25 protein-coding genes and 1 pseudogene are annotated in these 25,636 nt (G+C 51.7%); 8 read left to right on the forward strand and 18 right to left on the reverse strand.

Features of this window, described 5'->3' with window-relative positions; translation table 11 throughout:
* Positions 1-110 precede the first annotated feature (110 nt).
* Positions 111-2,231: a prolyl oligopeptidase family serine peptidase gene (locus tag ABD931_RS24370; RefSeq protein ID WP_370469350.1), complete on the forward strand. Its 2,121-nt coding sequence runs from the start codon at positions 111-113 to the stop codon at positions 2,229-2,231.
* 63 nt (positions 2,232-2,294) lie between these two features.
* Here the strand turns inward: ABD931_RS24370 and ABD931_RS24375 are convergent, their stop codons facing one another.
* From ABD931_RS24375 to msrA, 13 genes are all read right to left on the reverse strand, one after another.
* Positions 2,295-2,822 (reverse strand): hypothetical protein, encoded by a 528-nt coding sequence (locus ABD931_RS24375; RefSeq protein ID WP_345270634.1) that lies wholly within the window; start codon positions 2,820-2,822, stop codon positions 2,295-2,297.
* 1,275 nt (positions 2,823-4,097) lie between these two features.
* Entirely contained in the window at positions 4,098-4,652 is a 555-nt protein-coding gene (locus ABD931_RS24380; RefSeq protein WP_345270635.1) for a hypothetical protein, read from the reverse strand.
* Positions 4,628-4,933: a hypothetical protein gene (locus ABD931_RS24385; protein WP_345270636.1), complete on the reverse strand. Its 306-nt coding sequence runs from the start codon at positions 4,931-4,933 to the stop codon at positions 4,628-4,630. Before ABD931_RS24385 ends, ABD931_RS24380 begins: the two co-directional genes overlap by 25 nt.
* A gap of 499 nt (positions 4,934-5,432) precedes the next feature.
* Positions 5,433-6,581, reverse strand: coding sequence for a BT4734/BF3469 family protein (locus ABD931_RS24390; protein ID WP_345270637.1), 1,149 nt, complete (start codon positions 6,579-6,581; stop codon positions 5,433-5,435).
* A gap of 104 nt (positions 6,582-6,685) precedes the next feature.
* Positions 6,686-7,906: an AAA family ATPase gene (locus ABD931_RS24395; protein ID WP_345270638.1), complete on the reverse strand. Its 1,221-nt coding sequence runs from the start codon at positions 7,904-7,906 to the stop codon at positions 6,686-6,688.
* A 38-nt stretch (positions 7,907-7,944) separates the two neighbouring features.
* Complete coding sequence (locus ABD931_RS24400) at positions 7,945-8,214, reverse strand: hypothetical protein (protein ID WP_345270639.1); 270 nt, start codon at positions 8,212-8,214, stop codon at positions 7,945-7,947.
* A complete protein-coding gene (locus ABD931_RS24405) occupies positions 8,198-8,653 on the reverse strand; it encodes a VRR-NUC domain-containing protein (RefSeq protein ID WP_345270640.1) in 456 nt (151 codons plus the stop codon). The genes ABD931_RS24400 and ABD931_RS24405 overlap by 17 nt, the downstream gene beginning before the upstream one ends.
* Positions 8,650-9,033: a helix-turn-helix domain-containing protein gene (locus tag ABD931_RS24410; RefSeq protein ID WP_345270641.1), complete on the reverse strand. Its 384-nt coding sequence runs from the start codon at positions 9,031-9,033 to the stop codon at positions 8,650-8,652. The genes ABD931_RS24405 and ABD931_RS24410 overlap by 4 nt, the downstream gene beginning before the upstream one ends.
* Before the next feature lie 105 nt (positions 9,034-9,138).
* Positions 9,139-9,840, reverse strand: coding sequence for a hypothetical protein (locus tag ABD931_RS24415; protein WP_345270642.1), 702 nt, complete (start codon positions 9,838-9,840; stop codon positions 9,139-9,141).
* A 17-nt stretch (positions 9,841-9,857) separates the two neighbouring features.
* Positions 9,858-10,226, reverse strand: coding sequence for a hypothetical protein (locus ABD931_RS24420; RefSeq protein WP_345270643.1), 369 nt, complete (start codon positions 10,224-10,226; stop codon positions 9,858-9,860).
* Between the two features lie 40 nt (positions 10,227-10,266).
* Positions 10,267-10,539, reverse strand: coding sequence for a hypothetical protein (locus ABD931_RS24425; RefSeq protein ID WP_345270644.1), 273 nt, complete (start codon positions 10,537-10,539; stop codon positions 10,267-10,269).
* A gap of 58 nt (positions 10,540-10,597) precedes the next feature.
* A complete protein-coding gene (locus tag ABD931_RS24430; protein WP_345270645.1) occupies positions 10,598-11,725 on the reverse strand; it encodes a tyrosine-type recombinase/integrase in 1,128 nt (375 codons plus the stop codon).
* Between the two features lie 170 nt (positions 11,726-11,895).
* The gene (gene msrA / locus ABD931_RS24435) at positions 11,896-12,501 is read right to left on the reverse strand and encodes a peptide-methionine (S)-S-oxide reductase MsrA (protein ID WP_345270646.1); all 606 of its coding nucleotides are present in this window, start codon (positions 12,499-12,501) and stop codon (positions 11,896-11,898) included.
* A 192-nt stretch (positions 12,502-12,693) separates the two neighbouring features.
* Between msrA and ABD931_RS24440 the strand changes: the two genes are divergently transcribed.
* Together ABD931_RS24440 and ABD931_RS24445 are read left to right on the forward strand one after the other, a co-directional pair.
* Entirely contained in the window at positions 12,694-13,614 is a 921-nt protein-coding gene (locus ABD931_RS24440) for a PPK2 family polyphosphate kinase (protein ID WP_345270647.1), read from the forward strand.
* Between the two features lie 25 nt (positions 13,615-13,639).
* Complete coding sequence (locus tag ABD931_RS24445; protein ID WP_345270648.1) at positions 13,640-14,533, forward strand: PPK2 family polyphosphate kinase; 894 nt, start codon at positions 13,640-13,642, stop codon at positions 14,531-14,533.
* A gap of 14 nt (positions 14,534-14,547) precedes the next feature.
* Here the strand turns inward: ABD931_RS24445 and ABD931_RS24450 are convergent, their stop codons facing one another.
* The 3 genes and pseudogenes from ABD931_RS24450 to ABD931_RS24460 form a co-directional block, all read right to left on the reverse strand.
* Entirely contained in the window at positions 14,548-15,750 is a 1,203-nt protein-coding gene (locus ABD931_RS24450) for a glycoside hydrolase family 1 protein (protein ID WP_345270649.1), read from the reverse strand.
* A 176-nt stretch (positions 15,751-15,926) separates the two neighbouring features.
* Positions 15,927-16,790 (reverse strand): TraB/GumN family protein, encoded by an 864-nt coding sequence (locus tag ABD931_RS24455; protein WP_345270650.1) that lies wholly within the window; start codon positions 16,788-16,790, stop codon positions 15,927-15,929.
* Positions 16,787-17,209, reverse strand: a pseudogene (locus tag ABD931_RS24460) (ABA4-like family protein). Before ABD931_RS24460 ends, ABD931_RS24455 begins: the two are co-directional and overlap by 4 nt.
* Positions 17,210-17,311: 102 nt before the next feature.
* Between ABD931_RS24460 and ABD931_RS24465 the strand changes: the two are divergent.
* Positions 17,312-19,000, forward strand: coding sequence for a GMC family oxidoreductase (locus ABD931_RS24465; RefSeq protein WP_345270715.1), 1,689 nt, complete (start codon positions 17,312-17,314; stop codon positions 18,998-19,000).
* Between the two features lie 100 nt (positions 19,001-19,100).
* Here the strand turns inward: ABD931_RS24465 and ABD931_RS24470 are convergent, their stop codons facing one another.
* Positions 19,101-19,742, reverse strand: coding sequence for a hypothetical protein (locus ABD931_RS24470; RefSeq protein WP_345270651.1), 642 nt, complete (start codon positions 19,740-19,742; stop codon positions 19,101-19,103).
* 126 nt (positions 19,743-19,868) lie between these two features.
* A complete protein-coding gene (locus ABD931_RS24475) occupies positions 19,869-20,498 on the reverse strand; it encodes an MgtC/SapB family protein (RefSeq protein ID WP_345270652.1) in 630 nt (209 codons plus the stop codon).
* A gap of 134 nt (positions 20,499-20,632) precedes the next feature.
* Here ABD931_RS24475 and uvrA point away from each other — a divergent pair, with 134 nt between their 5' ends.
* From uvrA to ABD931_RS24495, 4 genes are all read left to right on the forward strand, one after another.
* Positions 20,633-23,542: an excinuclease ABC subunit UvrA gene (uvrA, locus tag ABD931_RS24480; RefSeq protein WP_345270653.1), complete on the forward strand. Its 2,910-nt coding sequence runs from the start codon at positions 20,633-20,635 to the stop codon at positions 23,540-23,542.
* Positions 23,543-23,632: 90 nt separating this feature from the next.
* Positions 23,633-24,205, forward strand: a complete 573-nt coding sequence (locus ABD931_RS24485; protein WP_345270654.1) for a Uma2 family endonuclease — start codon at positions 23,633-23,635, stop codon at positions 24,203-24,205.
* Between the two features lie 87 nt (positions 24,206-24,292).
* Positions 24,293-25,318, forward strand: a complete 1,026-nt coding sequence (locus tag ABD931_RS24490) for a bifunctional heptose 7-phosphate kinase/heptose 1-phosphate adenyltransferase (RefSeq protein WP_345270655.1) — start codon at positions 24,293-24,295, stop codon at positions 25,316-25,318.
* A 127-nt stretch (positions 25,319-25,445) separates the two neighbouring features.
* The gene (locus ABD931_RS24495) at positions 25,446-25,634 is read left to right on the forward strand and encodes a hypothetical protein (RefSeq protein WP_345270656.1); all 189 of its coding nucleotides are present in this window, start codon (positions 25,446-25,448) and stop codon (positions 25,632-25,634) included.
* Positions 25,635-25,636: the final 2 nt, after the last annotated feature.

Below are 25,636 nucleotides of genomic sequence, written 5' to 3' on the forward strand. Positions count from 1 at the left end.
ACAAAATGTTTGCGCTTCTTAGCAGCCTTTGAGGAATTTTAATTTAAAAATTTCCTTATACCTCTATAGACTGGTAATTTCGGAGGTTACAAGGCTCTGAAACCTAACCTATGCATTTACAAAACGTCATCTCTGCTGCCTTACTAATGAGTGCTTCCGTTACATGCGCCCAACCCAATGGGCCGCTTTCTTATCCGCAAACCCGCAAAACCGACCAGGTCGATGAGTACCACGGCACCAAAGTGGCCGATCCGTACCGCTGGCTCGAAGACGATCGCTCTGCTGAAACCACCAGGTGGGTAAACGCTCAGAATCAGGTCACCTCCGGCTATCTGGAGCAGATTCCGTACCGGAAGCAGTTGCAGAACCGGCTGGAAGAGGTGTTTAACTACCCCAAATATTCGGCCCCGTCCCGTAAAGGCGACTGGTTTTATTTCTCCAAAAACGATGGCTTGCAGAACCAGTCGGTGCTGTACCGGCAAAAGGGGCTGGAGGGTACCCCCGAAGTGGTGATCGATCCTAATAAGCTATCGGCCGACGGTACGACCCGCCTGATGTCGTTTAACTTGTCGAAGAATGGCCGGTATGCAGCCTACGCACTGTCGAAAGCCGGCTCCGATTGGCAGGAAATCTATGTCATGGATATGCAAACCCTGAAACCTATCACTGATAAACTGGAGTGGGTGAAGTTTACGGGAGCGGCCTGGCAGGGTAACGGATTTTACTACAGTCGGTACGAGAAACCGCTGGGTAGTGAATTGGCGGCTAAGAATGAATACCAAAAAGTATATTATCACCGAATTGGTACCCCGCAGGAGCAGGATAAGCTGTTTTATGAAGACAAGGCACATCCGTTGCGGTACTTTTTTCCACAGACAACTGAAGATGAGCGTTTTTTAATTCTGAACATCTCGGAAGGTACTGACGGTGCCGAAATCTGGTACCAGGACGCCCAGGCCGGTAATTCTTCTGTTAAAAAGCTGTTTGACGGATTTGCTTACAATTATTCCGTAGTGGATAATATTGGCGACCGGCTCTTGGTATACCACAACAATGGGGCACCTAATTATAAAGTTTCGCTGGTGGAGCCCAGTACGGGTACTATGCGTGATTTGGTACCTGAGAAGCCGGAAAAACTGGAGAGCCTCAGCACCGCCGGAGGTAAATTGTTTGTCGAGTACCAAAAAGATGTAACATCCCGGGTTTATGTATACGACCTCAGCGGTCGTCTCGAAAACGAAGTAGTATTACCGGGCATTGGCTCAGCGGCCGGCTTTGGCGGTGAAAAAGACGATACGTTTGTGTTCTACACCTTTACCTCGTTCACGTTCCCGCCGACAATCTACCGCTATGATATAGCCACCCGGAAAACTACGGTCTTTCGTGAGCCGGTGGTCAATTTCACACCAACCGATTATGAAACCAAACAGTTGTTTTTCACCAGCAAGAATGGTACCCGGGTACCTATGTTTGTGACGTTTCGGAAGGGAATTCGGCTCGACGGCAGCAATCCCACACTGCTGTACGGTTACGGCGGTTTCAATGTCAGTTTGCCGCCTGCGTTCAGCGCGCTGCTGATTCCTTTTCTGGAGCAGGGGGGGCTATATGCGCAGGTTAACCTGAGAGGGGGTGGGGAATACGGAGAAGACTGGCACAAGCAGGGAATGAAGCTGAAAAAGCAGAATGTATTTGATGATTGTATTGCCGCAGCCGAATACCTGATTGCACAGAAATATACGTCTCCGCAGAAACTAGCCCTGCGGGGTGGTTCAAACGGTGGGTTGCTGGTAGGTGCGGTTATAAATCAGCGTCCCGACCTGTTTAAAGTAGCCATTCCGCAGGTGGGCGTAATGGATATGTTGCGCTTCCATAAATTTACCGTCGGCTGGGGTTGGGTGTCGGATTACGGCAGCAGCGACAATGCCGAGGAGTTCAAAGCCCTGTACGCCTACTCGCCGATTCACAACATCCGGGAAGGCATTAACTACCCGGCTACGCTAATTACCACCGCCGACCACGACGACCGGGTGGTGCCGGCGCACTCCTTTAAGTACGCGGCTACGCTACAGGAAAAATACAAAGGACCCAACCCGGTGCTGATCCGGATCGATACCAACTCAGGCCACGGCGCCAGCAACACCAAAAAGAATATCGAACAGGTGGCCGATATCTACTCGTTCATTCTGTGGAATATGGGGGTGAAGAGCCTTTCGGAAGAGGCAAGTAAGTGAGGTATAAACAGCAGGGGCTGACCGGCGTGCCGGTCAGCCCCTGCTGTTTTGTGCGTTGTTTTATCAGAATTTGAAAGCCACGCCTACTTTCAGAGCCGATACACCATAGCCTAATTCAGCGAATCCGCCAACGTTGTTATTGAAATAATAACGTCCGCCAATGTGGGCACCTAGGCGAACTGTGCTGCCATAGGGGTTGTAATATGAGCCGCTAAAACCACTGTTGTCGCTGTAGCTTGAGATAACATAGCCCAGAAACAAGCCACCATACAGGTCCAGCTTATCATTGTTGAGGTTCAGCAATTCATTAACGTGGTAGGAGCCCCGCACACCCGGATACAGAAATGTATATCGCCATCTGTAGCCACCAAAATTATACCCCCAGGTTGCGAAATCAAAAGAAACGCCGGCGCTGATCTGATCGGTTACCCCAAACTCAAGCGAACCGCCAATGGGTAGTCCACCGCCATAGTAGCTACTAAGGCCAATGCCGGCATTCAGTAACTTATCTCCTTTCTGATATTGACCAAAAGATTGGGTAGCTACCAGCAGCGATAAACTAAAAAGAGCAATAGAGAAAAACTTTTTCATGGTGATTTGTAAGGTTGATAGTTAAAACTTAATGCAAAGTAGAAGTAAGTAATATGAGGATACAAGCGTAGAATCCCCTCAGTTAGTAATCGGTCATAAAATGCCGCACGAAAACAGCGGAAAGGGTGGGCCCTGTATGTTGAGTAAGTAGATAACCGGCTGTTTTATAATAGCTTATTGCAAGTAATGCCATGTTTTACATAAAATCAACAAATTGATAAATTTTAATAAGTGATACATTGGGGTATCAGAGCCGCGCCGGACAGGTTACAACCTCTTATGTTTGGTGAAATGCTTATGGTTGTGTATATTGTGGTCATTTTCTAACTGGAATAGAATACAAAATCGAGACAGGCCCGGCATTTAATGCCGGGTTTTGTTTTGCCGCTTAGGGCACTTGTCGACCGGTCTTGTAGTAAAAGCTGTGGTTATACAGGAATTTTCGTTTTTTTCGCAAAAAATTCTGTATGTTACTGGTAGCGTTTATTGTTAATATATTGCTACTCGGTTTTTGTATCGTCTGGTACAATCTGTACCAAACACTTGGTCAATTATCGTTTGCCAAAAAAGAAATACGGCTACTTGGTGTTATTGCTGCGTTTAACGCTTTGATTTTAGGCTTGGCGGTACTGGCCCGGTACATTATGCCTGAAAATTAATAATGAGGTCCTATACCACGTAAAAAGCCCCAAAAAGGGGCTTTTTACGTGGTATAGGGTTTTTGTTAATGACCGGCTACCTGTTTGTTTTGTGGCTTCGCCTGAATAAACTGTAGTACTGTCGTAACTAGCTGTTAATCTTAGCTTTACAGAGGTACACGAAAATTAGGGTACAAATAGTTCACGTAAAGCAACAAACCACCGGCTTTTTTGGCTTTTTGCTGAGGTTGTGACCGCTGCCAGGTGTCAGCGTCTCCAGTGTATGAAGCCGCTAAATTACCTCCGCTTACTAACTCCTTACGTTGCCTGCCTGATTGCTGAATGCTTGCTGCTCTGGCTGGTGGGTCGGGTGGTCTGATACTCATTATAAACGGGTGGGTCTGCTTTTAGCCCTCTATTGCCGCTAAACTAAACTTTAGTTTAGCTATAAAATTCAAGTTGAGTTTAGCAGCCGGTATGACTGACTCCAAAAACTCTTTCATACGACAAAAAACCGGCCTTGTGAGCCGGTTCTATTGTGCTGCCTGATCTACCAGGAGTAAGGCTGTTTTGATACTGCCAACTGCCAACGGGCCTATATAGGTTTTAGCAGTTGGCAGTATTGTTTTGGATGCTATCAGGCGTTGTTTACTATCTGGTTTTGGGCGTTGTTGATCTGAACGGTTAGTTTCATCTTACGCATTTTAGAAAGCGTCTCCAGTGCCTTGTTATAGCGTTTACTAGCCATTGTTAACCGCTTCTCCCAGTAGATACCCAGTGTCAAGGTAAGGGACCGTGAAAAGGCATCGCTATAGCCTAGCTCGGTTAGGTGAAGGTTTAGCCAACAAAGAACAACCTGCCCAATAGCAAGCCGTTCAAGCTCGTTAGCGGCCTGATAGCCTAGCTTATCCCTCAGGTCATTGCATTTGAATAGTAGTAACTCTCTAAAGGCATCAGTTCCGCCGTATTTGTCTATCCGCTGGTTTAGAGTGTAGGTGTAAAGACCTTGCTGTTGCCTCATTATCTTCGCTGCTATACCTCCATCAGTGATCAACCTGTTTAGCTCCTTTCGGGCTTTTTTGTCCGGCTTTTCAGGATTATTACATTGGCTCATCAGGTCGTAAAACCGTTCTGCTACCTGCTGCTCATCAATCTGAGCCGGTGGGTTTACTTCTGGCGCTTCTTTCTCCATTGTCGTTTTACTTTGTGGTAGCCACTTGCTACGGCTACGGCGGTGAATAACTCGTTTAAGGTGCGTTCCAGATTTAGCAACTCCAGATCGGCTGTCCGGTCGGCTTCTCGCTGCTGTCGGTCCTGCTGCCGTTGTTCTTCTCTATCGTAATAATCCCTCTCATCTAAAAGGGCGGCATATTCGGCGGTTGTTCCGCTGCCTACATACTCAGAGGTAACTTTACCGTCTCTTCGGACCTTGCGGTAATAATAGGGTCTGCCGTTCCTAATCTCTAGTCCCATCAGCTTACAGGTTGTGTGCTACACAAAGTACAAAGCCCTACTTACTTAGGCAAAGGGGGCGGGTGTTTGCATCTCCAGCGGCTACCAATTCTGAAGCCGCTGTATGCCTCAAAAAAAATCCGCGTCAAAACTCGACGCTTGACACCCTAAAAAAAGAGGACACCCGGCTTTACGCTCTGGAAAGAAAGAAAAGTGGCTGTGTCATACTGCCAAAAACAGGCACGAATACCGGCTGAATGGGTGCTGAATGGCTGTTTTTGGCTGCTTTTAGGGCTAAAAATGGCCTGAAATGAGCCAAAAACAGGCAAAAAACGGCCATTTTTGAGCGTTTTTTATAGGCTTTTTGCTACAGAAAACGGCCTATACTCATCAGAAACGGCCAAAATCAGGGAAAACAGGCGTTATTTTTTCTGCCTGAATTTTGACACGGTGTTTTTTTGGTTGGGCAGCGGCTAGGGAAAACGGAAAAACGTGAAGATTTCGACCGCGCCCCTCCCCTTTAGCTGATCGGGGCAAGGCTCCATAGCTTCACCTTATCAGCGGGAATGCCCAATAGTTCGGCTATCTGGCTCCGGCGCGGGCTTGGTACAAGCCGGTGTGTAGGCTGGCCAGGTTCGTCCCATTCAGGCGGGTAGGTGTCGGCTACCTCGTAATTCAGTGCCTCTGCCTTTGAACGGTTGACCGCTGGTCTGCTGATCGGCGCGGGCGCGTATTGGCGCGGTTCCCGGTATTCAGGATAGATAGGCTTAAGCTTACCGTAGCGTATGCCGTCTCGTATGGTTTTCTGAGACTTGCTAAAGTTCGGCCATTCACTCGCTACGGTCTCTAATCCATATACGGCGGTCTGCTCATCCATCCGTCCCGCTGCGATAAACCCACCGGCAACGGTTGCGGCCTTTAGCAGTATCTCATGTCGCTGTCCATCGGGCGCGGCTTCTGCAAAGCGAACCAGGCGGGTTAGTAGTTCGCTGTCCTGCTCTGCCTGGGTTCGGGTGTAGGAGTAAGTACGGGCGGCTTTAGGCTGCGGCTTTGGCGGGGTGTAGGTTCCGGCCATTGCCGTAGCACTATCGTTGAGGTACGGCGCGGCATCGTAGCTGACAAAGCGTAAATGTGTAGGATTGCCTCCTTTGCTGCTATCCAGCGTAATACCAAAGAAGCTACTAAACAGCTTTTGCAGGTAGCGGAAATGAGCTTCTAGGGTTTCGGGTGTCTGACCATCAGGCAGACGCACTACAAACCAAAGTCCACCGCGTACTGAGTAGGCACAAAGCAGCACGTAAGGCAAGCGGGTAAGGTGCTGTTTAAGTTCAGCCATATCAATTCCGGGGTTGTCCTTTGCGTCAATGTCTCCCATTAACAGCGGCCATTGCTGCCGTATCTTCTCATCAAAGCTGGTGTCTTTTTTCCGGTGGTGTAGCAGGGCAACGGGCGTAAAGGCTGGCAGTTGCTTCTTTAGCTCCTTCTGCTCTTTCTCATCCTCTTCAGCGCGTATAGCTTCAATCTGACTGCGGTAATACTTGGTTGCTGCCATCCGGCGTAAGGTGGTCTGCTGAGCCGGTACATTAGCAAAGCTGCTGCGCTGGTGATCATATTCAAAAAAGCTGATTGGCACATCTAACAGGGTGGGGCGCAAAACGTCAGTCTCCATACTGCTAACTGCTAAAAATGGTGCTAAATGGATTTTGGCATAATGATTTGATACTGCCAACTGCCAAAAGCCATATAGGGGGTTTAGCAGTTGGCAGTATTGTACTACTCAATCGGAGTCAGTTTGAAAAATTGGTTTCGGCCTTCTTTGTAGTCGGTCAATCGAACGGCGCGGTCCTCTTCATCGTACATTGGCGGCTGTTCTTCCATGACTGTTTTTAGCCTTTCCCGAATGGTAGCGTTTTTGGCTCCGAACTCCGTTGTAAGGATATTCCATACCTCACTTTTGGGTAATGGTCCCTCTGATAGCAGGCTGGTCAGGCGGTCGGCTACATCTTCGTAGTCGGCTTTGTGCTTGCGGTAATTGACATGAGCCGCTATCTGTTCGGTGTCTGCCAGAACTAACCCTTTAGCCTCTTCGGAGTATTGCAGATAAACCGGCTCTGGCCTTTTACCGCGTCGTAGCTTCAGGAATTTCAGCCGTATCAGGTTGGTCTCGTTGCCGCTGCCGTCTCTCTCAAAACCAATTTGCATAACGGTACTGGCTTTATTGGCGGCTTCGGTTCCGGTGTGGCCTCTGGCTTTTTCGGTTCCTGGGTTCTGGTGAATAACCAAAAGGAATGTAGCGTCGTAGTGGTCGGAAAGATTGCCTAAGAAGTCGTACAAACGCATTGATTCTTTCGCGTCGTTAAAGTCTCCTACGGCATCGGTAACAACGTCAATTAAACAGAAGAGGTGTAAGCGTGTTTGCTGCCGAACGTGGCTGATAAACGATTCTATGGCATCAAAGCGGGCTTTCCGGTCAATATCTTTAATGCTGGTGAATCGAAAGTCAGCGGGCTTGTCTGCCAGGCTGTAACCTGCCTTTAGTTTGATACCCTGAATGGCAAAAGGTAGTTCCTCGCTCTGGTTTCGTTCGGTGTCAATGTAGCAGACGCAAAAGCGTTCCAGGGCTACCCGTTTGAACTCCAGGAATTGCGGGTCGTTTGCCTGATTGCTAGTCAGCATCAGCGCGGCAATGAGTTCAGCCAGTCGGGATTTGTGGCTACCGTATGCACCCTGAATAATGTTGAGCGTGGACCGGCCAATAATGCCGGCATCTGCTCTGCTGATAATTGGCGGGCTAAAGACAACGGGCTTTGTTGCGGCTTCACTAAGTAGCTGTTCCCGCTGTAACAGGTGGTTCAGGTGGTTTTCTCGCTCGGGGTCTGAACTGCTCTTTGGCTCCGGCTCCAGGGCTGCAAGGTCAAGGTTTCCGGTTGCGGCTAGCTGCTCATCCGTCATGCTGAACATGGCCGGTTGTTTCGTACCTTTGGATTGTTCCAAAGCTCCAGGGGGTTCGGTGGGTAATGCTGCAAAGCTGCTCATACGGGCCTCCTTTCGTTTTGGGATTTGGGGTTAGTAATAGTGTAAGACTGTGGGGGGATCTCCGTACGGTCTGCGGGGTCGGGTAACTGGCTGAAATATTCCATTACAGCGGCAATCAGAAATTGGCAGTTATGCAGTCCTACGTTTGGGTCGTACCAGTCAAAGCCCTTTTTACCGGCCTCTACTTCATCCATATACACCCGTTTTGCCGTACATAGGATATGAAACAGGGCGCGGGCCTGCTCTTCGTTAAGCTCTAGAAACATAGGCGGGATTGGTTGAGGTGGGGGTAAACTCATGTTGATACCAGGCGTAAAAAGCATCAAAGCTGGAGGCAACGTAAACCCTAGCTCCGGCCTGTTTCAGTTCGTCGATAACTTCTTTCTGAACTGAGCTAAGCCGGTCTTTCCCGGCCTTGATCTCGACAAATACGGCGGCTCCAGCAACAACGGCCAAAACATCAGGTAGGCCGCTGCGCTGCTGAGACGCTACGAACTTTTGCAGGTCGTTCCGGTAGGTTCCGGTTGAAGATAACCGGCTGGCAAAATGGCCGTTTAGCTGTAGCCAGTCCACTACGCAAACGGTCAACGAATTAGCCGTTTTATCGGAGTATTTAGGCTTTGGGCGGGCGTGGTCGGGTACGTTGGGGTAACGTCGTTTCTGGTGGTTCTGCTTTAGCTGGCAGAGGTGTTGCAGCGGGGTCATGCCGTAGTAAGCCCTCCTTTGCTCTTTGCTTCTTTGGAACGGGTTCTACGGCTCTGCCGGTGTTCAATTAGTTGGCGGGCTTCCTGGGTTAGTTCGGCTGAGGTTTTCTGCCTGCCTGATCGTACCCACTCGGTTAACTCCTGTCGGCTGAAATAAAGCCGCTTGCCCTGTTTGGCAAAGGGTATCTTTCTTTCCCAAACCAGGCCGTAAACTGTTGCGGTGGTCAGGTCTAAGAACTTTGCGGCCTGTCCTACGGTGAATATCTCATCAGCGGGCGGGGCGGTGGCTGGTTGTTGGCTGTCCAGGCGGGCGGTAAGCGTCAGTAGCATATCCTTTATGCCGCTGACATCTTCTGCGAGTTTTTGAAAGTCTACTAGCATCGTCGGTGTTCGTTAGTACCGACGCAAAAGACTAGAAACAAAAGATTACCATTCAATACCCAAAACTCAAAAAGGTATCAGACAGGTATAAGGCGGGTATAGGTCTTATTCGGGTGTATCGGCTCCTTTCAGGTATTCTTTTACGGTTTTAGGGTTAAGCGGTGCTAGCTGGTCGTTTTTATCAAGGCAGTTAAACCACCTGCAAAGCCAGTCGTTTAGCTTTCTCTTTTCGCGGTTTACCTTGCCTGTGTTGTGGGCTATTTTGAAGATGGTACAGAACGTTTTGGCGCGGGTGTTTACCTGTATTTTTGCGGCTATCGACTTGCCTGCTAAGAGTTCGTTTAAAGCAGGGCGTTCGGCCTCATCAACGTAAGGCAGTAAGGCTTTATAAATTTCGTCTCTGGCTTCTTTTACGAATATGGCTGAGGTTGGCGGCTGGTCTGCTTTGCCGTTCTGCTCACTGGCTGCGGTGGGTGTCGGCTCTTGCGGCTGGCTGATCGGCTGAGGGGCTTTCCTCGTGTTTTCAATAATGCCCAGGACGGTTTTTGCCTCCGTGTAATCTGGAAAGGTTTGCATCCAATATGTTATTCGGCTGATACATTCAGGCGGGTAAAGCCAATTAGGATTAGCAGTAACAAGCTTACACGCGTCAGAATGAATATCTTTACATACGCTATTAGCGTGTTCCTTTATTTTTGATAGATGATAGGGTGATAGCTCGTATACTAAATCTGGATGTTCCAGAAGCTCGCGGTAAAACTTGTCAATCTGATTAGGGCTAAGTATAGGTCCGTTGTTCGGTTCCATTGCTCCAGATGTTAGAATTAATAACCATACAAACGGGCTTGCGCGGCCTTTGCCTCTTCGCTTACTGGCCTTACCTCCATCGGTTCACCGTTAATGCCAAAATACATCATACGATAGCTGCCTATTGGTCTGAAGTCCGTACCGTCATAGCTCATCATCTTTGCATGGTAGGCCAATAGTTGCAGGTCTTTTGCTGAAGCGTCTAAGTACTGCTTAATGTGCGAGTACTGCCGTTCTAAATCTTCGCCGTTTGTAATCAGCGGGCTTGATACGTTTAGCTCATCCTCCGTACCGTCTTGATAGTACAGCTTAACGCTTAGGATTTGCCGCTTTTCGGGCTTGCGGTTGAATGCTAACAGGTTTTCGTAAACAGGTACTTGATTCATAGCTATAGACAGTTTGAAAGGTGAATAATTAATAAGGAGGTTAGTTGAAGCGGTTTTCTATTTCGGTGCTGCTCATCAGGGCGTAAAGGGCTTGTTCTAACCTGTTCCTTTGGCCCTCTGCCTGTTTTAGTTCAGCGCGTAGTTTTCTGACCTCTTCAATGTGGGTGTTTAGCAGTTCATCCCGCCATTCAAGAAAATCTATCCGTTCGTCTCGGGTTCTGACTTCTTTGTAATCCGTCTGTTTTTGTATCGCTGCTTTGAGGTTTTCGTTTTCCCTTTGCAGTTGGGCAATGAGTGCTTTTTCAGGTGACATAATCTGAAGGGGTTTACAGTTAGAAAGCAGTGAAGGAGGGGTATAGAGTACGTATCCCTTACAGGTCAATCTTTAGCCGGTTTACAGCGTCCCGCTTTTGCTGATCTACGATCTTAGCGTAAATCTGCGTAGTGGCTAAGTCGCGGTGTCCAAGTAGCTTGGATATGGTGTAGATGTCGGTTCCCTGCTGAAGCTGAAGCGTAGCGAACGTATGCCGGAACGCATGAAAGGTAATAGGCCGGTGAATGCCTGCCATAAACGCCCACGTTTGTAGCTTCTGGTTCTGCCAGGCCGAATAAGCCAGGCGGGGGAATACCTTTTCGGTATCGGTTCCCTTTTGGCCTAACAGCTTATAGGCTGAGTCAGATAACGGCATCGTTTCTACGCCTTCGGTTTTCTTCTGTGTGAAGCGTAGGTAATGGCCGGTCTCATCAGAATACACCTCTGACCAAACCAGCTTTGCAATGTCGCTGTAACGTAAGCCAGTGAGGGCGGAAAACAGCGCGGCCCGTTTCAGGTCGGGTAAATCGCACTCGGTACGGGCAAGGGACTGAACCTCTGCCAGGCTCAAAAACTCCCGCTGCGTTTCTTTGCGGGTAAGCCGCTTTACCTTCTGTGAGGGGTCGGCGGCTAGTATCTTATCATCAACGGCCCGCTTTAAGGAGGTCTTGAAAATGGTGAAGTAGCCAACGGCTGAGTTATGAGCCAATTTGGGTTTGGTTGTTCGGAGGGAAGGGGCTGAGGTCAGATACTCCCTGAAGCTGCGGCAAAAGCCCTCGGTAATGTCTTTAGCCATTAGCTGACCTTCTGAGAATAGATGCAGGTAACAGTAAACGCTCATCCAATTGTTACGGCTACCCTTAAAGGTTCCTTCCGCTTTCTGCTTTTTGGCTAACTCATGGAAGTAGGCTAGAAAGTCTTTGTTCTCCTCTACTTTGCTGAGGAAACCATAGTAACCCCGTTGAACCTCTAATTGACGCTGAGCGCGTATGTTTTCGCCTAACAGCCGGGTTTCCTTGTTGTGCTGCCGTTCAATCTCCAAACGGGGTTTTGCGTAAACATACAGTCCTAAAAATTCCCGGCGTGTAGGCTTGCCGGTGTCAGGATGCAGGATAGGCGGGTAAAAGTCAAGATAAAGACTTTTGCGGCCGTCGCTGATTGGCTTTTCTCGTAGTGATACATTCATTGTTCCGCTGCTCTAAGATTTGTACCTCAACTCGGTTGTCCTTCATTCAGGATACCCTAAAGGTACAAAACACCTCCTAAAGGTACAAATACTAAGACGAAATAAACCTATAGAACGGGCAAGAAAAAAGCCCCAAAAAGGGGCTGATTTACGCTGTAGCAGGGTTTTTGTTAATGACCGGCTACCTGTTTGTTTTGTGGCTTCAGTTTAGCCTGAAACACCTTTTTGAACTTATCAAGCTTCGGCGCAATCACAAAGGCGCAATAGGCCTGGTCGGGGTTGTGGGCGAAGTAATCCTGGTGGTAGTCTTCGGCTACATAAAACGCCGGTGCCGGGCTAATTTCCGTAACAATCGGCCTGTCGTACGCCTTAGCTTCGTTCAGCTCCTTTTTGTACTTCTCGGCTAGTTGCTTCTGTTCGTCGTTGTGGTAGAAAATCACAGAGCGGTACTGCGTGCCCACGTCGGCACCCTGGCGGTTAAGCGAGGTTGGGTCGTGGCTGCGGAAGAATGCTTCCAGCAGTTGCGCGTAAGTAATTTTGGCCGGGTCATACGTCACCTCTACGCACTCGGCATGGCCGGTTGTGCCGGTGCATACTTCTTTGTAGGTCGGATTGGCATTCTTGCCGCCGGCATAGCCCGAAACGGCGTCTACTACCCCGTCGAGTTGTTCAAACATCGCTTCCGTACACCAGAAGCAGCCCGTTCCGAAAGTCGCTTTGTCGAGGCCCGCACCCGATGAGCCTTTTGCCGTGTTGGCAACAGTTGTCGTATTCATAGTGGTTGATTTTGCCTGTTTGCTGGGTTTACCGGGCTGTGCACACGACAGCACCGAAAGAAACGGAAGCAGCGCGAGTGGCATTGTCGCCAGTTGCTTCCAAAAGCCGGAGTTAAACATAGTAGAGGGTAGGCGGTTGTTTTGTACATTGGCATAACAAACCGTTTTTCCATAAAGTTTACCGACACAACCGTGAGTACACCAACTGATTTAGCTACTGTTGACCTGGATCAATTTCGGTACAATGGCCGCTCCGGCCGTACCCTGAAAATTAAGGATTTACCTACTGAGCTTGACGATTTTTATGAGGATGACGCCCACTACGAACAGTTGTTGCGGGAGCAGGCGCATCAGATCGATGAACTTCAGCAGATGATGTATGCCCATAACCGGTATGGGCTGGTGGTTATTTTTCAGGCGATGGATGCCGCCGGCAAAGACGGTACCATCCTGCACGTTTTCTCGGGCGTGAATCCGTTGGGAATGCGGATTCACTCGTACAAACGGCCGAATGATAACGAACTCGACCACGATTTCATGTGGCGCCACCTAATCGACCTCCCCGAGCGGGGCACGATCGGCGTCTTCAATCGGTCGTACTATGAAGAAGTACTCGTGGTGAAAGTTCACCCGGAAATCCTGACCAAAAACCAGCGACTGCCCGAAGAGCTAACCAGCAATCCTGATACCGTATGGAAACAGCGGTATGAGGATATCCGAAATATTGAGCGGTATCTGTACCGAAACGGTTTCCGGGTAGTCAAATTTTTTCTGAACGTATCGTTTAAAGAGCAAAGCAAACGGCTGCTGAAGCGCATTGAACGGCCGGCTAAGAACTGGAAGTTCGACGAGCAGGATGTAGTTGAGCGTGGATTCTGGAAGCAGTATATGCAGGCCTACGAGGAAGCCATCAACGAAACCGCCGACGGGAAAGCGCCCTGGTACGTGATTCCGGCCGACGATAAGAAAAACATGCGGCTACTGGTTGCCAAAGCACTGGTTGGTGAGCTTCAGAAATTAAACCTATCCTTTCCGGACGTTAGCGAAAGCCGGCAGCAAACCCTACAGCACCTGAAGGACGTAATTACGCAGCAGGATAAAGACATGGAGTAATCAGGAAGAATAACTCCCCGGTGTTATGAAAAAGAAATTGGGTAAACCGGCCGATTTTCGGTACGATGGACATCGCAAAGGCGGCAAGAGACTGGCTATTAGTAACCTGCCAACCTGCATAGAACCCCTGTACGAGTCGGAGGAGGACTGGGACCGGCAGATGTTTGACCTGAGCTCCCGGATGGATCAGTTGCAGAACGTAATGCACGCCGATGAGCATTATGGCCTGGTGGTTCTCTTTCAGGCAATGGATGCCGCCGGTAAAGACAGCAGCATCCGGCACGTTTTCAAAGGATTGAACCCCTCCCGGTTCAGAATAACGGCCTTTAAGAAACCTGGATCAAAAGACCTGAAACACGAATTTATGTGGCGGTTCTGGCGGGAACTGCCCGAACGGGGGACCATTGGCATCTTTAACCGCACATACTATGAGGAAACGCTGATCCTGCGTATACACCCGGAGCGTTTGAAAGAGCAAATGATTCCTAAAAATCTGTTGCCCAAAGGCAATCAGCTCTGGAAAGAGCGCTTTGCCGACATTGTCTGCTTTGAAGAGTACCTGTACCGCAATGGGTTTCCGGTTATCAAATTCTTCTTACACGTAGCCAAACAGGAGCAGGGACAGCGGCTGATCAGCCGGCTCCGCGATCCGGAAAAGCAGTGGAAGCTCAGCGAAAGCGACCTGGAAGAACGCGAGCATTGGGGAGAGTACATGCAGGCCTACGAAGAAGTGATTACCCAAACGGCCACCAAAAACAACCCCTGGTACGTGATTCCCAGCGACGATCGGAAAAACCAGCAACTCATCATTGCCCGGATTATGGTTGAGGTCCTGGAGTCACTGCCGGTAAACTTCCCACAGAAAGACGGGCAGGAGGCTGAAAAGCTCATTCGGATCATTGAAAAGCAGGATATGTAGGGGCCTGCGGACCCCTACAACAGCACCACTTCCTGTTCTGCAAGTAGCGCCTGTGCGTTCAGCAGGGCTTCGGCATAAGGCTGGTAAAGTAGCCGGCGCGGAGGCCCATCGGCAGAGAGATCGGCATCCCACAGGCCGGCCCGGTGCCAGGGCGTCAGGTGATCCCAGTCGGGCCGGTCGATGATGGGGTACAGGCAGACGCCCCAAAGCGGTACTCCCTGGTTTAGCACCGCTGCGCACTCCTGGGAAACAAACCGAATCCAGTGCGGCCGGTCAATGCCGGGGTGGCTGGTTTCGGAAATGACCAGCGGGCGTTTGTAGCGGTTGTAAGCCTCCAGGAGTAAGCTCCGCAAGGGACGCCAGCGCGGGTCGGGCGGCAGGTTGGCCCACGGCAGCATAGCGTGGCTGCCTACCTCCCATTGATTGTTGTAATAGTAGTTAAGGCCTAGGATATCCAGGTATTCCGGCTTGCCCCCCAGCTCGGGGCACATGCGGCCAACCAGTATATCCATCGCCTGGTACTGATTCTCATGCTGACCAACAGCCTCAGAAACCTGCATATCGTTGGCGTTAATGGCCGGTACAACACTGATCAGCGGTTCCGTACTCATCAGGCGAATGGTCGGGTCGGCTTCGCGCAGGGCCGCTACGCCTTCGATGTACGCCCGCATCAGGCCGTATTTAACTTCCCAGCCCTGCCCTACGCAGTAAGGTGACGTGCCCCGTACGTCTCCGCCTAACCACGCCATGAAGCCCACTTCGTTGATGGGCGTTACAACCAGCGTCCCATCGGGATCTTTGGAGCGGTAAAAGGCAACAAAGGCCCGGCAAAGGGCCGCAAACCGGCGAGCAAACATCGGGTGCAGGGGTGTCAGATCGTCGGGGTAGCCAAAGTGGCACAGATCCCAGATTTGCTGGATACCGGCCGCTTTGCCGCTGTCGATCATGGCCGATACCACCCGCCAGTCGTACTGGTACGCCCGTGTTTCCACCTGACTCCAGCGGATACCTTCGCGGACGGTCCGGATGTTAAACGGGTGCAGGTCGGCGTAATCCTGATCGACCCGGTCAAGATGGCCGGTGAGCGTCAGAAAATCGACCCGGTGGCCAAACGCATTCTGCTGGTCGGTACATTCGTAACCGGCCATCCAGAACGAGCGGAACGGGTTTGCCGGACCAGGTTCGGGAAAAGAAGGGAGTCTTTGGGAATAAAGCATAACAGGCTATAGCGCCGGCAGAAAAATAAAACACATCCGGTACAGACATGCCTCTTGTTTCGGCCGATCGGTTAGTTCTCAGGCGAAGTACGGAAGTGATTTTCGGAGAACGATTAGTTTTTGACGCAGTGGTCTGATTTTTATCCGACGGAGCCGTATTGTCCCCTGCCTACGAGTTACAGCGGCTCTACCTTATACCCGGCCTTGCGCAATAGCTCGATCAGGCCGTTCGGGCCGGGCAGGTGGAGGGCTCCAACAGCAACAAAGGTGGGCCTGACCGCCATCAGATTGGGCAGTTTCTTCATCCAGTTCCGGTTGCGTTCATCCACCAGGTAAGTCATGTCACCGTACTGTTCGCCATATTGTTCGCTGAGTTTCCACATGCCGTTCAGGTCTTCGGACAGATACAGGTTGGTGAGCGACTGCGAGGTTTTGCGCATGTTGCCTTTTTCTTTCACCATCTGCACCAGTTGTTTCGCCTGTTTCTCAACCGGGTCATGGTCGTAGAGCATGGTAATCTGTTCTTCCATGGTTTCCAGCGGGGTTACGGTTTTACCCAGCTTTTTACCCTCGGCGGCAAAATACAGATCCAGCGGCTGACCGGTAAAGCGCTTCAGCGTATCGGATTCTTTTTCCAGATAGGCGAGACTCAGCATGGTGGAGGTAACAATTGGCTTTACCTGATTGAAAAGGCCGAGGTCAAAGCCTGTCGCCTTCTGAAATTCAGCGGCTACCAGGTTATACTCTTTCTCGCTTATCAGGTTCGGCAGGCTGTTGGTCAGCATCAGCGCCCGCATAGCCATGTTCAGCATGGCCGACGAGTCGACAACCATCTCGACAACCACACCGTCGGCATTCTGATAGGCGGTTTTTACTTTCGTGTTCTGATCGAGGTAACTATCTTTCAGGATATGGTACGTACCGAACAGGTAGGAGGGCTTTTTCAGTCCATTACCGGACACCTGCCAGAGCAGGGATGATTGCGCAGTGGCCGATTGGACTATAAAGGCCAGTACTAAAAGGGCGTGGAGCTTTTTCATGCGTCCGGCTTTCTAAAAAATCGAATGACTAAATATAACAACAGCCCGGTTGGGCCGAGCATGAAGCAAAACAGTAAACACGGAATAAGTAAGAAATGATTGATGGTGCGCTGCTGACCATCTCGCAGCATCCAGCATCCCGCCACCAGGTCAAAAGCAAGATAATGAATCCAGCCCACCAACACCGCATTTTCCTGATTAAATAACGATTTTATGCCCGATAAGGTACTAAACGAACCAAAATCTAAGGCTGCAGCTCCCGTTACTACATAAGAAAGGTAGATTACCGCCAGCAGAGCCGGAATCAGCAAGGTTCTGATCAGCTATTGGGTAACCCGCCAGCGCGGAGCCGCCAGCATCAGCAGCCACTGAGGCAGCACCACAAGGTTGGCCAGTTGGAAGACAGTATCGGTGTTCATTTTTTTGTTTCTGGTAAAGAACGGATTATTCGGCCGATTCTGGGTTTCATTTACAGGCTAAATTTTTGTACTTTGGCGTACTCTCCTAAGCAGATTGAGCGCATGAAGGTTGACTATATCATTGTTGGTGCCGGCTCGGCGGGCTGTGTGCTGGCCAATCGATTATCGGCCGATCCATCGGTATCGGTTCTGCTGCTGGAAGCGGGCGGACCGGATAAGAAAAGGGAAATTCATATCCCCGGAGCGTATTCCAAACTAAACCGAACAGCGGTAGACTGGGGTTTCTGGACTGAGCCGCAGGCGGCAATTGGCGGCCGGCGGCTGTACCAGCCACGGGGTAAAACACTCGGCGGCTGCAGCTCGACCAACGCCATGGCGTACGTGCGCGGCAACCGGGAGGACTACAACGATTGGGCGCGGCTGGGCAATGCCGGCTGGAGCTACGAGGAGGTGCTGCCTTATTTTATCCGCTCGGAACATAATGAGCAGTTCGACCAGTTGGATACCCGCTACCACGGGCAGGGTGGCCCCCTCAACGTTACCTACGCTACCCGCTTCCGCACGCCACTGGCCAACGCCTTTGTGGAAGCCTGCAAACAAACCGGCATTCCGGAAAACCACGACATGAATGGGGCGGAGCAGGAGGGGGCGGGCTACTTCCAGTTTACTATTAAAGACGGTCGGCGGCACAGCACCGCCAGTGCGTTCCTGAAGCCGGTTCTGCACCGGACTAATCTGACAATTGTTACCCACGCCCATACACGGCAGGTGCTGCTTGAAAACGACCGGGCCGTTGGCGTGGAGTTCCTGACCGGAAAAAACACAACCGAAAAAGCATACGCCAACCGGGAGGTGATTCTGTCGGCCGGTTCGTTCCAGTCTCCGCAACTGCTGATGCTATCGGGTATCGGGCCGGCCGACTCCCTGCGCCGGCACAGTATCGCCGTAAAGCGGGAGCTGCCGGGCGTTGGGCAGAACCTGCAGGACCATCTGTTTACCGGCGTCAACAGTTTGTGCAAGCAGTTGGTCGGCACCAATCATTACCTGAAACCCTGGGAACAGACTAAGGCCCTGATGCAGTACTTCCTCTACCGCCGGGGTCCCTTAACCATCAGTCCGCTGGAGGCCAACGCTTTTTTGCGTACCGATGATTCGCCCGGTCAGGCGAGACCCGACCGGGTTGATCTCCAATTCCAATTTGCGCCCATTCATAACGGCCATGATTATTCGGTCGATATGTACGACCTGAACACCTATCCCCGGACCGACGGCTACATTATTCTGCCTACCCTGCTCCGGCCAAAAAGCGTGGGTAACGTCGACCTCCGGTCGGCCAATCCACTCGACGCGCCGGTGATTCAGCCCAATTTCCTGACGGTCGAAGAAGACCGCCGGTTGCTGATCAAGGGAACTCGCCAGGCCCTGGACGTAATGCAGGCCGCAGCTTTTCAGCCCTACTGCGAGCGGATACAGACTCCACCCGACCGCAGTTCCGACGAGGCTATCTGGCAGCATATTGCCCGGCAGGTAGAGACGGTGTATCACCCTGTCGGCACGTGTAAAATGGGGAGCGATGAAATGGCCGTGGTCGATGCCGAACTGCGGGTACACGGTATAGTGGGGCTGCGCGTTGCCGATGCATCCATTATGCCCGTCATTGTGTCGGGCAATACCAACGCGGCCGTGATTATGATCGGCGAAAAGGCGGCCGATCTGGTGCAGGGCCGGCGGGTGGCATCGAAAGCGACAAGCGAGTCCGGCTTTTCTGGTTACGATCCCCTGCCGGCATAGTAAGCAGACTATTGCCTGGCTAGCCAGGGAAGGCTGTTATTCCACACTAAAAAAGCCGGAGCGGGTGAATGCTCCAGCTTTTTTAGTGCTGACAGATGGCTTAAAAGAATGATACGCGAATCACAAAGGGACTGCCGTACACGTATCGGGAGTAGATATCTGCGTTGTAGTTGATGTTGTACAGCGCCGACAGGTTGATACCCGCCAGCCGCCCGATCCGCTGCGAATACGTAAGGCCCAGCAGCGGGGCGGTTACCCAGCGACGGCGGTATTCGCGGGCTACATTATCCGGGTACCGAATGTTGTTGCCTTCATATTCGGCATGGGCAAACAGATTCGGTACCAGACTGGGAACTACCTCGTACATACCGAACCCCCGTACCCCAAACTGGTTGAACTGGTCGGTGATGGTTTGGTTGGGAAGCCGCAGCCGATACCGGTAGTATACATAATTAACGCCCGTTCCGAGGATCAGACGTTCGCTGGCCTGGTAGGCAACTACCGGTGAAACCCCGATAATAAACGGCGTGCCAATCTGGGCATTCCCGATCTGCAGGCTGCTGATACCACCTCCAATGCGCAGGCGCTGGCCAAACGGCAACGGACGTCCTTCGGGCGTTTGGGTACGTAACGGCTCTCGCCCTGCCTCCCGGCGGTCTTCGGGATCTTCAGTAATCTGAGCAAAGGCCAAACTGCTGCTCAGTAAAGCCGACAGCAGTACTAGTTTTCCTATATGTTTCATGTTTGTGCTGTAAAAACTGGGTACTCCTTTTAGTAACGAAAAAAACAACAAAATAGCATTTATCTGCCCGGAAGACCCCTTAACAAACAAAACCGTTGGCAGCGGCTAAGGTTTTTTTCAGCCTCCTCAGAAAACAAACTCTTTTACCTCCGGGTCACTCAACAGGCGTCGAATGCATTTTTCGTGATTTTTCTCCGGCCCATCCACGCGCCATTGCCCACTAATCTCATTGCCGGTGCGTCGCTGCATACCCCGCTGCGGAGACAGGCCACACTCCTCAAACATTTTTTCGTAATTGTTTAAGGTTTTGTTGCGGTATTGGGTAACCACTCTATACTCACGCGTTTGGTTTAACCGACCAATCCGGTGCGACAGGGTGGACAGCAACAGCAGCGCTCCCAGGATCAGCACAAAGCCGATAACGGCAATGTCGTACAGCCCTCCGCCAATGCACATGCCCAGGGCCGAAACCGCCCAGATGGTGGCGGCTGTGGTCAGCCCCTTCACCCGGTTATCGCCTTTGTAGATGATACCGGCTCCCAGAAAACCGATACCGTTGACAATATTGGCGGCAATGCGGTCGCCACTGCTGCCGATTTTTTCAGAGGCTAAGGTAAACAGGGTAGCCCCGACACAGATCAGGATGGTAGTGCGGAAGCCGGCCGATTTGCTGCGGTACTCGCGCTCAGCACCAATTATTCCACCAATAAACATGGACAGCAGTAACTTCAAAATGTCTTCTTCAGAAAAGGTCATGCTCATGTCAGTTTTAGGTAATACGAAGCCGGGCATATTTGCGTTGCATTGCCCCGGCACAATCATTAGTAACCAGGAAACCATATCCAGGCAAAAACCGTTAAAAACAGGTTAGGGTTTGCTAAATTTATAGAATGAATCAGACTGACGGGACCGAAGTTTTGCCCTCCGTAGACCACCTTGACCCCAAGCAATATATTATTATCAAAGGGGCTAAGGTACATAATCTCAAGAATGTTGACGTTGCCATTCCACGCAATAAGTTAGTGGTGCTGACGGGCCTGTCGGGCTCCGGCAAATCATCGCTGGCGTTCGATACGCTCTTTGCCGAAGGGCAGCGTATGTACGTGGAGAGCCTGAGCAGTTACGCCCGGCAGTTTCTGGGCCGCATGGAAAAGCCGGATGTAGAGTACATCCGGGGGGTATCACCGGCCATTGCCATTGAGCAGAAGGTCACGTCTCGAAACCCCCGCTCTACGGTTGGCACCTCCACCGAAATTTACGATTACCTCAAGCTGCTGTTTGCCCGCGTGGGCGTTACCTTCTCGCCGGTGTCGGGCCGGGAGGTGCGTAAGGATACCGTGACCGATGTGGTCAATTACCTGTACAGCTTTGAGGAAGGGCAGCGGGCGATGATTATGGCCCCGCTGCATATCCGCCCCGGCCGTGCCCTGGCCGATGAACTGAAGATTCTGCTCCAGAAAGGCTATACGCGTATTGTTGCCGACGGCACCGTGCAGTTTATGGAAGAACTGCTCGACGGGCCGGCGGAGCAATTGGCTGCCGTGTCGCAAAGCAAAGACCTGGAGATATTGATCGACCGCAGTACCGTACAGTTTGATGCCGACGGAAACCCCGAAGAAGATAATCAGTACCGGTTTTCAGATTCGGTACAGACAGCCTTCTCGGAAGGCGACGGCATCTGCCGGGTCGATGTAGTCGGTAAGGAGGCCCGGACGTTTTCCGATAAATTTGAATTGGACGGGATTGTGTTTGAAGAGCCTACGGTCAACCTCTTTACCTTCAACAACCCCTACGGAGCCTGCCGGCGCTGCGATGGCTTCGGTAAAGTACTCGGCATTGACCCGGACCTGGTTTTTCCCGATAAAAATCTGTCGGTGTTTGAAGGGGCCATTGCACCCTGGCGCAGCGAGAAGATGAACGAAGAGTTTCTGCGGCCTTTGCTGAAGAACGGTATCCGCTTCGACTTTCCGATTCACCGCCCCTACAAAGACCTGACTTCCGAAGAGCAGGCACTACTCTGGACGGGTAACCAGTACTTCCAGGGTATTAACGCTTTTTTCGACTTTGTTGAGAGTCAGACCTTTAAGGTGCAGTACCGGGTGATGCTGTCGCGCTACCGGGGCAAAACCACCTGTCCGGAGTGCCGGGGCTCGCGGCTGCGCAAAGATGCCGGGTACGTAAAAGTGGCCGGCAAATCTATCACCGACCTGGTGCTGATGCCGATTGCCAAAGTAGCCGAGTTCTTTCGCACCCTCGAACTACCGGCAGCGCAGCAGCAGGTAGCTAATCGGATTCTGGTTGAGGTTCGCAACCGGCTCGAATACATGGAGCGCGTCGGCCTGGGCTATCTGACCCTGAACCGGCTGACCAATTCTCTCTCCGGTGGCGAGTACCAGCGCATTAAGCTGGCTACCTCACTGGGTAGTGCGCTGGTGGGCTCTATGTATATCCTGGACGAACCCAGTATTGGCCTCCACCCCCGCGATACCCAGCGGCTGGTGAGCGTTCTTGAATCTCTCCGTGATCTGGGTAACACCGTGATTGTGGTCGAGCACGAAGAAGAAGTGATGCGGGCCGCAGACCAGATTATCGACATTGGCCCCGAGGCCGGCGTAAACGGGGGTGAACTGGTGTTTCAGGGAACCTGGGAAGATATAAGACTTGGGGCATGGGGCATGGAGCATGGGAACAAAGAAGTAACCCCCAGCCCCTCGCCCCCTGCGCTACGCTCCTATACCATCGACTTCCTCACCGGTCGCGAGCAGGTGCCGGTGCCGACGTTCCGGCGGAAGGCGACCAACTTCATTGAAGTGAACGGCGCGCGGGAGAATAACCTGAAAGATATTAATGTCCGTTTCCCGCTCAATACTCTGACGGTGGTGACGGGTGTCAGCGGATCGGGTAAGTCGACCCTGATCCGGAAGGTGCTGTACCCGGCGCTGGGCCGCCTGAAAGGTGAAACCGGCGAAGAAGCCGGCAAATTCGAGAGCCTGGGCGGCAGCATAGACCGCATCAAAGCCGTTGAAATGATTGACCAGAACCCCATTGGGAAGTCGAGCCGCTCCAACCCGGTCACCTACATCAAAGCTTACGACTACCTGCGGCAGGTGATGGCCGATCAGCCGGTATCCAAAGCGCGGGGGTACAAACCGTCGCACTTCTCGTTTAACGTTGAAGGGGGCCGCTGCGAAGTGTGCCAGGGCGAAGGCGCGGTAAAAGTGGAGATGCAGTTTATGGCCGATATTTACCTCCGCTGCGAAGGCTGCAACGGCAAGCGCTTCAAGCAGGAGGTGCTGGAGGTGCTGCTGCACGAGAAAAACATCTCCGACATTCTGGATATGACCGTCGATGAAGCGATCGACTTCTTCAAACAGGCCGAGCCAAAAATGGTGGAGAAACTGCTGCCGCTGCAGGAGGTGGGGCTGGGCTATATCGGCTTGGGGCAGTCGGCCAATACCCTGTCGGGCGGAGAGGCTCAGCGGGTCAAGCTGGCGTCGTTCCTGAGCAAGGGTAATTCCGACAAAGGCACCACGCTGTTTGTCTTCGACGAGCCCACCACGGGGCTGCACTTCCACGACATCCGCAAGCTGCTGAAGGCCATCAACGCGCTGGTCGATCAGGGCGACAGCGTTATCATTATTGAGCATAATACCGAAATCATCAAATCGGCCGACCACATCATCGACCTCGGTCCGGAAGGGGGCGATGCCGGTGGCTACGTCACCTTTACCGGTACGCCCGAGGAAATGGTGAAGCTGGAAAACAACTATACGGCCGCGTTTCTGAAGGAGAAGCTTTAAGGGCCGATGCGTAAAGGAAGCGGGCAGAGGCAACACTGCCCGTTTTTTGTTTTACTGAAAAGCCATAGCTTCGTAGTAAACCACTCAACTATGTCTGAAACCGTTACCATACTATCACCGGATGCTTACCTGGAAATGGAGCGCCGGTCGTTGTTCAAACATGAATATTACCGGGGCCAGTTAGTGGCAACAACCAGTGCCGGCAATAATCACAACATCATTACGGGAAACCTGATTGGGGCGTTACACCCATTTTTGAAAGAAAAGCCCTGTACCCTCTATCACAGTGATATGCGGTTGTTTATTCCGGACGGTACAACCTACGCCTATCCGGATCTGATGGTGGTAGCGGGCATGAAATACTTTACCGATGAGAAGAAAGATACCATCATCAATCCGCTGCTGGTAATCGAAGTACTGGCGTCCAGCACCGAAGCCTACGACCGGGGCGAGAAGTTCCGGAAGTACCGCACCATTCCGACCCTGCATGAATATGTCATGATCAGTTCAGAAAAGATGAATGTGGAAGTGTACCATAAAGAAGACGGGCATTGGTTATTGTCAGACTCCCAGAGTCCGGAAGGCACGGTTCATCTGGAGAGTATCGGGTATGCGCTGGCACTGGCGGATGTATACGCTCAGACGGAGGATTTAAACGAATAAACAACGGTACCGATAACTCAGTGAGAGCGCCCTGTTTCCGGATTCTGCCCGGGTTTTTGTTTCTTTGCGGTATTAATTCGTTACGCTATGAGTCCGGTGCTGGAGAAAATGACTATTGATGAGGTGTTTGACGCCTTTAACCAACTGCGCGTGCTGATAATCGGCGATGTGATGCTGGACTCCTACGTCTGGGGAAAAGTAGAGCGGATTTCGCCCGAAGCGCCGGTGCCGGTGGTGTCGGTGCAGCGTCGTGAACTGCGGTTGGGCGGTGCCGGCAATGTGCTGCTGAACGTGCAGGCGCTGGGGGCTGAGGCCATCATCTGCTCGGTGATCGGCACCGACGGCCCCGGCGATATGCTGATCGGGCAGCTTTGCGACCGTAACCTGAACTGCGACGGCCTGATCCGCAGCGATTCGCGCATTACCACCATCAAAGAACGCATTATTGCCGGTTCGCAACAGGTGGTCCGGGTGGATACCGAAACGGATAAATACATCACCGACAGCGAATGCCGGCAACTGATTGCCAAAGCTAAAGAGCTTACACCTACCTGCGACGTAATTATCTTTGAAGACTATGACAAAGGCGTGTTGAGCAAAGAAGCCATTGCCGAAATTACCAACTTTGCCAATGAGCAGGGCGTGCCGACTGTAGTCGACCCTAAAAAGCGGAATTTCCTGTCGTATCATAACGCCAGTCTGTTCAAGCCTAATCTGAAAGAGCTCAGGGAGGGCCTTAAAATAGATTTTGATATTGATGCCAGGGAAGAGTTTGAAGCCGTCGTTGAAGAGCTGAAGACCCGTTTGAACCTGAAAGGCACGTTAATTACTCTCTCGGAGCGGGGGGTATACATCGACTACAATGGCCAGCAACACCGCTTACCCGCACATGTGCGCCAGATTTCCGACGTATCGGGGGCGGGTGACACGGTTATTAGCATTGCCGCCTGCTGCGTAGCCCTGAACATGCCGCCCCAGTTTATTGCCGGCCTTTCCAACCTGGGTGGTGGCCTGGTTTGCGAATCGGTAGGAGTGGTGCCGATCGACAAGCAGCGGCTGAAAGAAGAAGCCCGCAAAGAATTATTTTCTTCCAATGGAAGTCCAAGCAAGTAATGTCTCCCTTACGTTTACCACCAGCGTGCTTAATAAAGCAGGTTAGTGAACTGGGGTAACGAACGTCCAAACCGCCGAGCGCTACCGGGCCTACCTGGCTGCGCATGGCGTTACCTGCCTTGGGCTGATGCTGGAGTACAGCCAGACCCGGCCCCGCTATATCGAACGGACGGTCGGGCAGTTTCCGCCCAATATGGTCCGGCGCTGGCTGCCGGCCACCCGCGGTGCGCATGGCCTTTACCGGCAGTTTGGGCTCACCGACTTGGCCAGACCAGAAACGATCATGGAAAAATTTGATCCGGATGCGTACCGCTAACA

Source organism: Nibrella viscosa (assembly GCF_039541875.1).
In the GTDB taxonomy this organism is placed as follows: domain Bacteria; phylum Bacteroidota; class Bacteroidia; order Cytophagales; family Spirosomataceae; genus Nibrella; species Nibrella viscosa.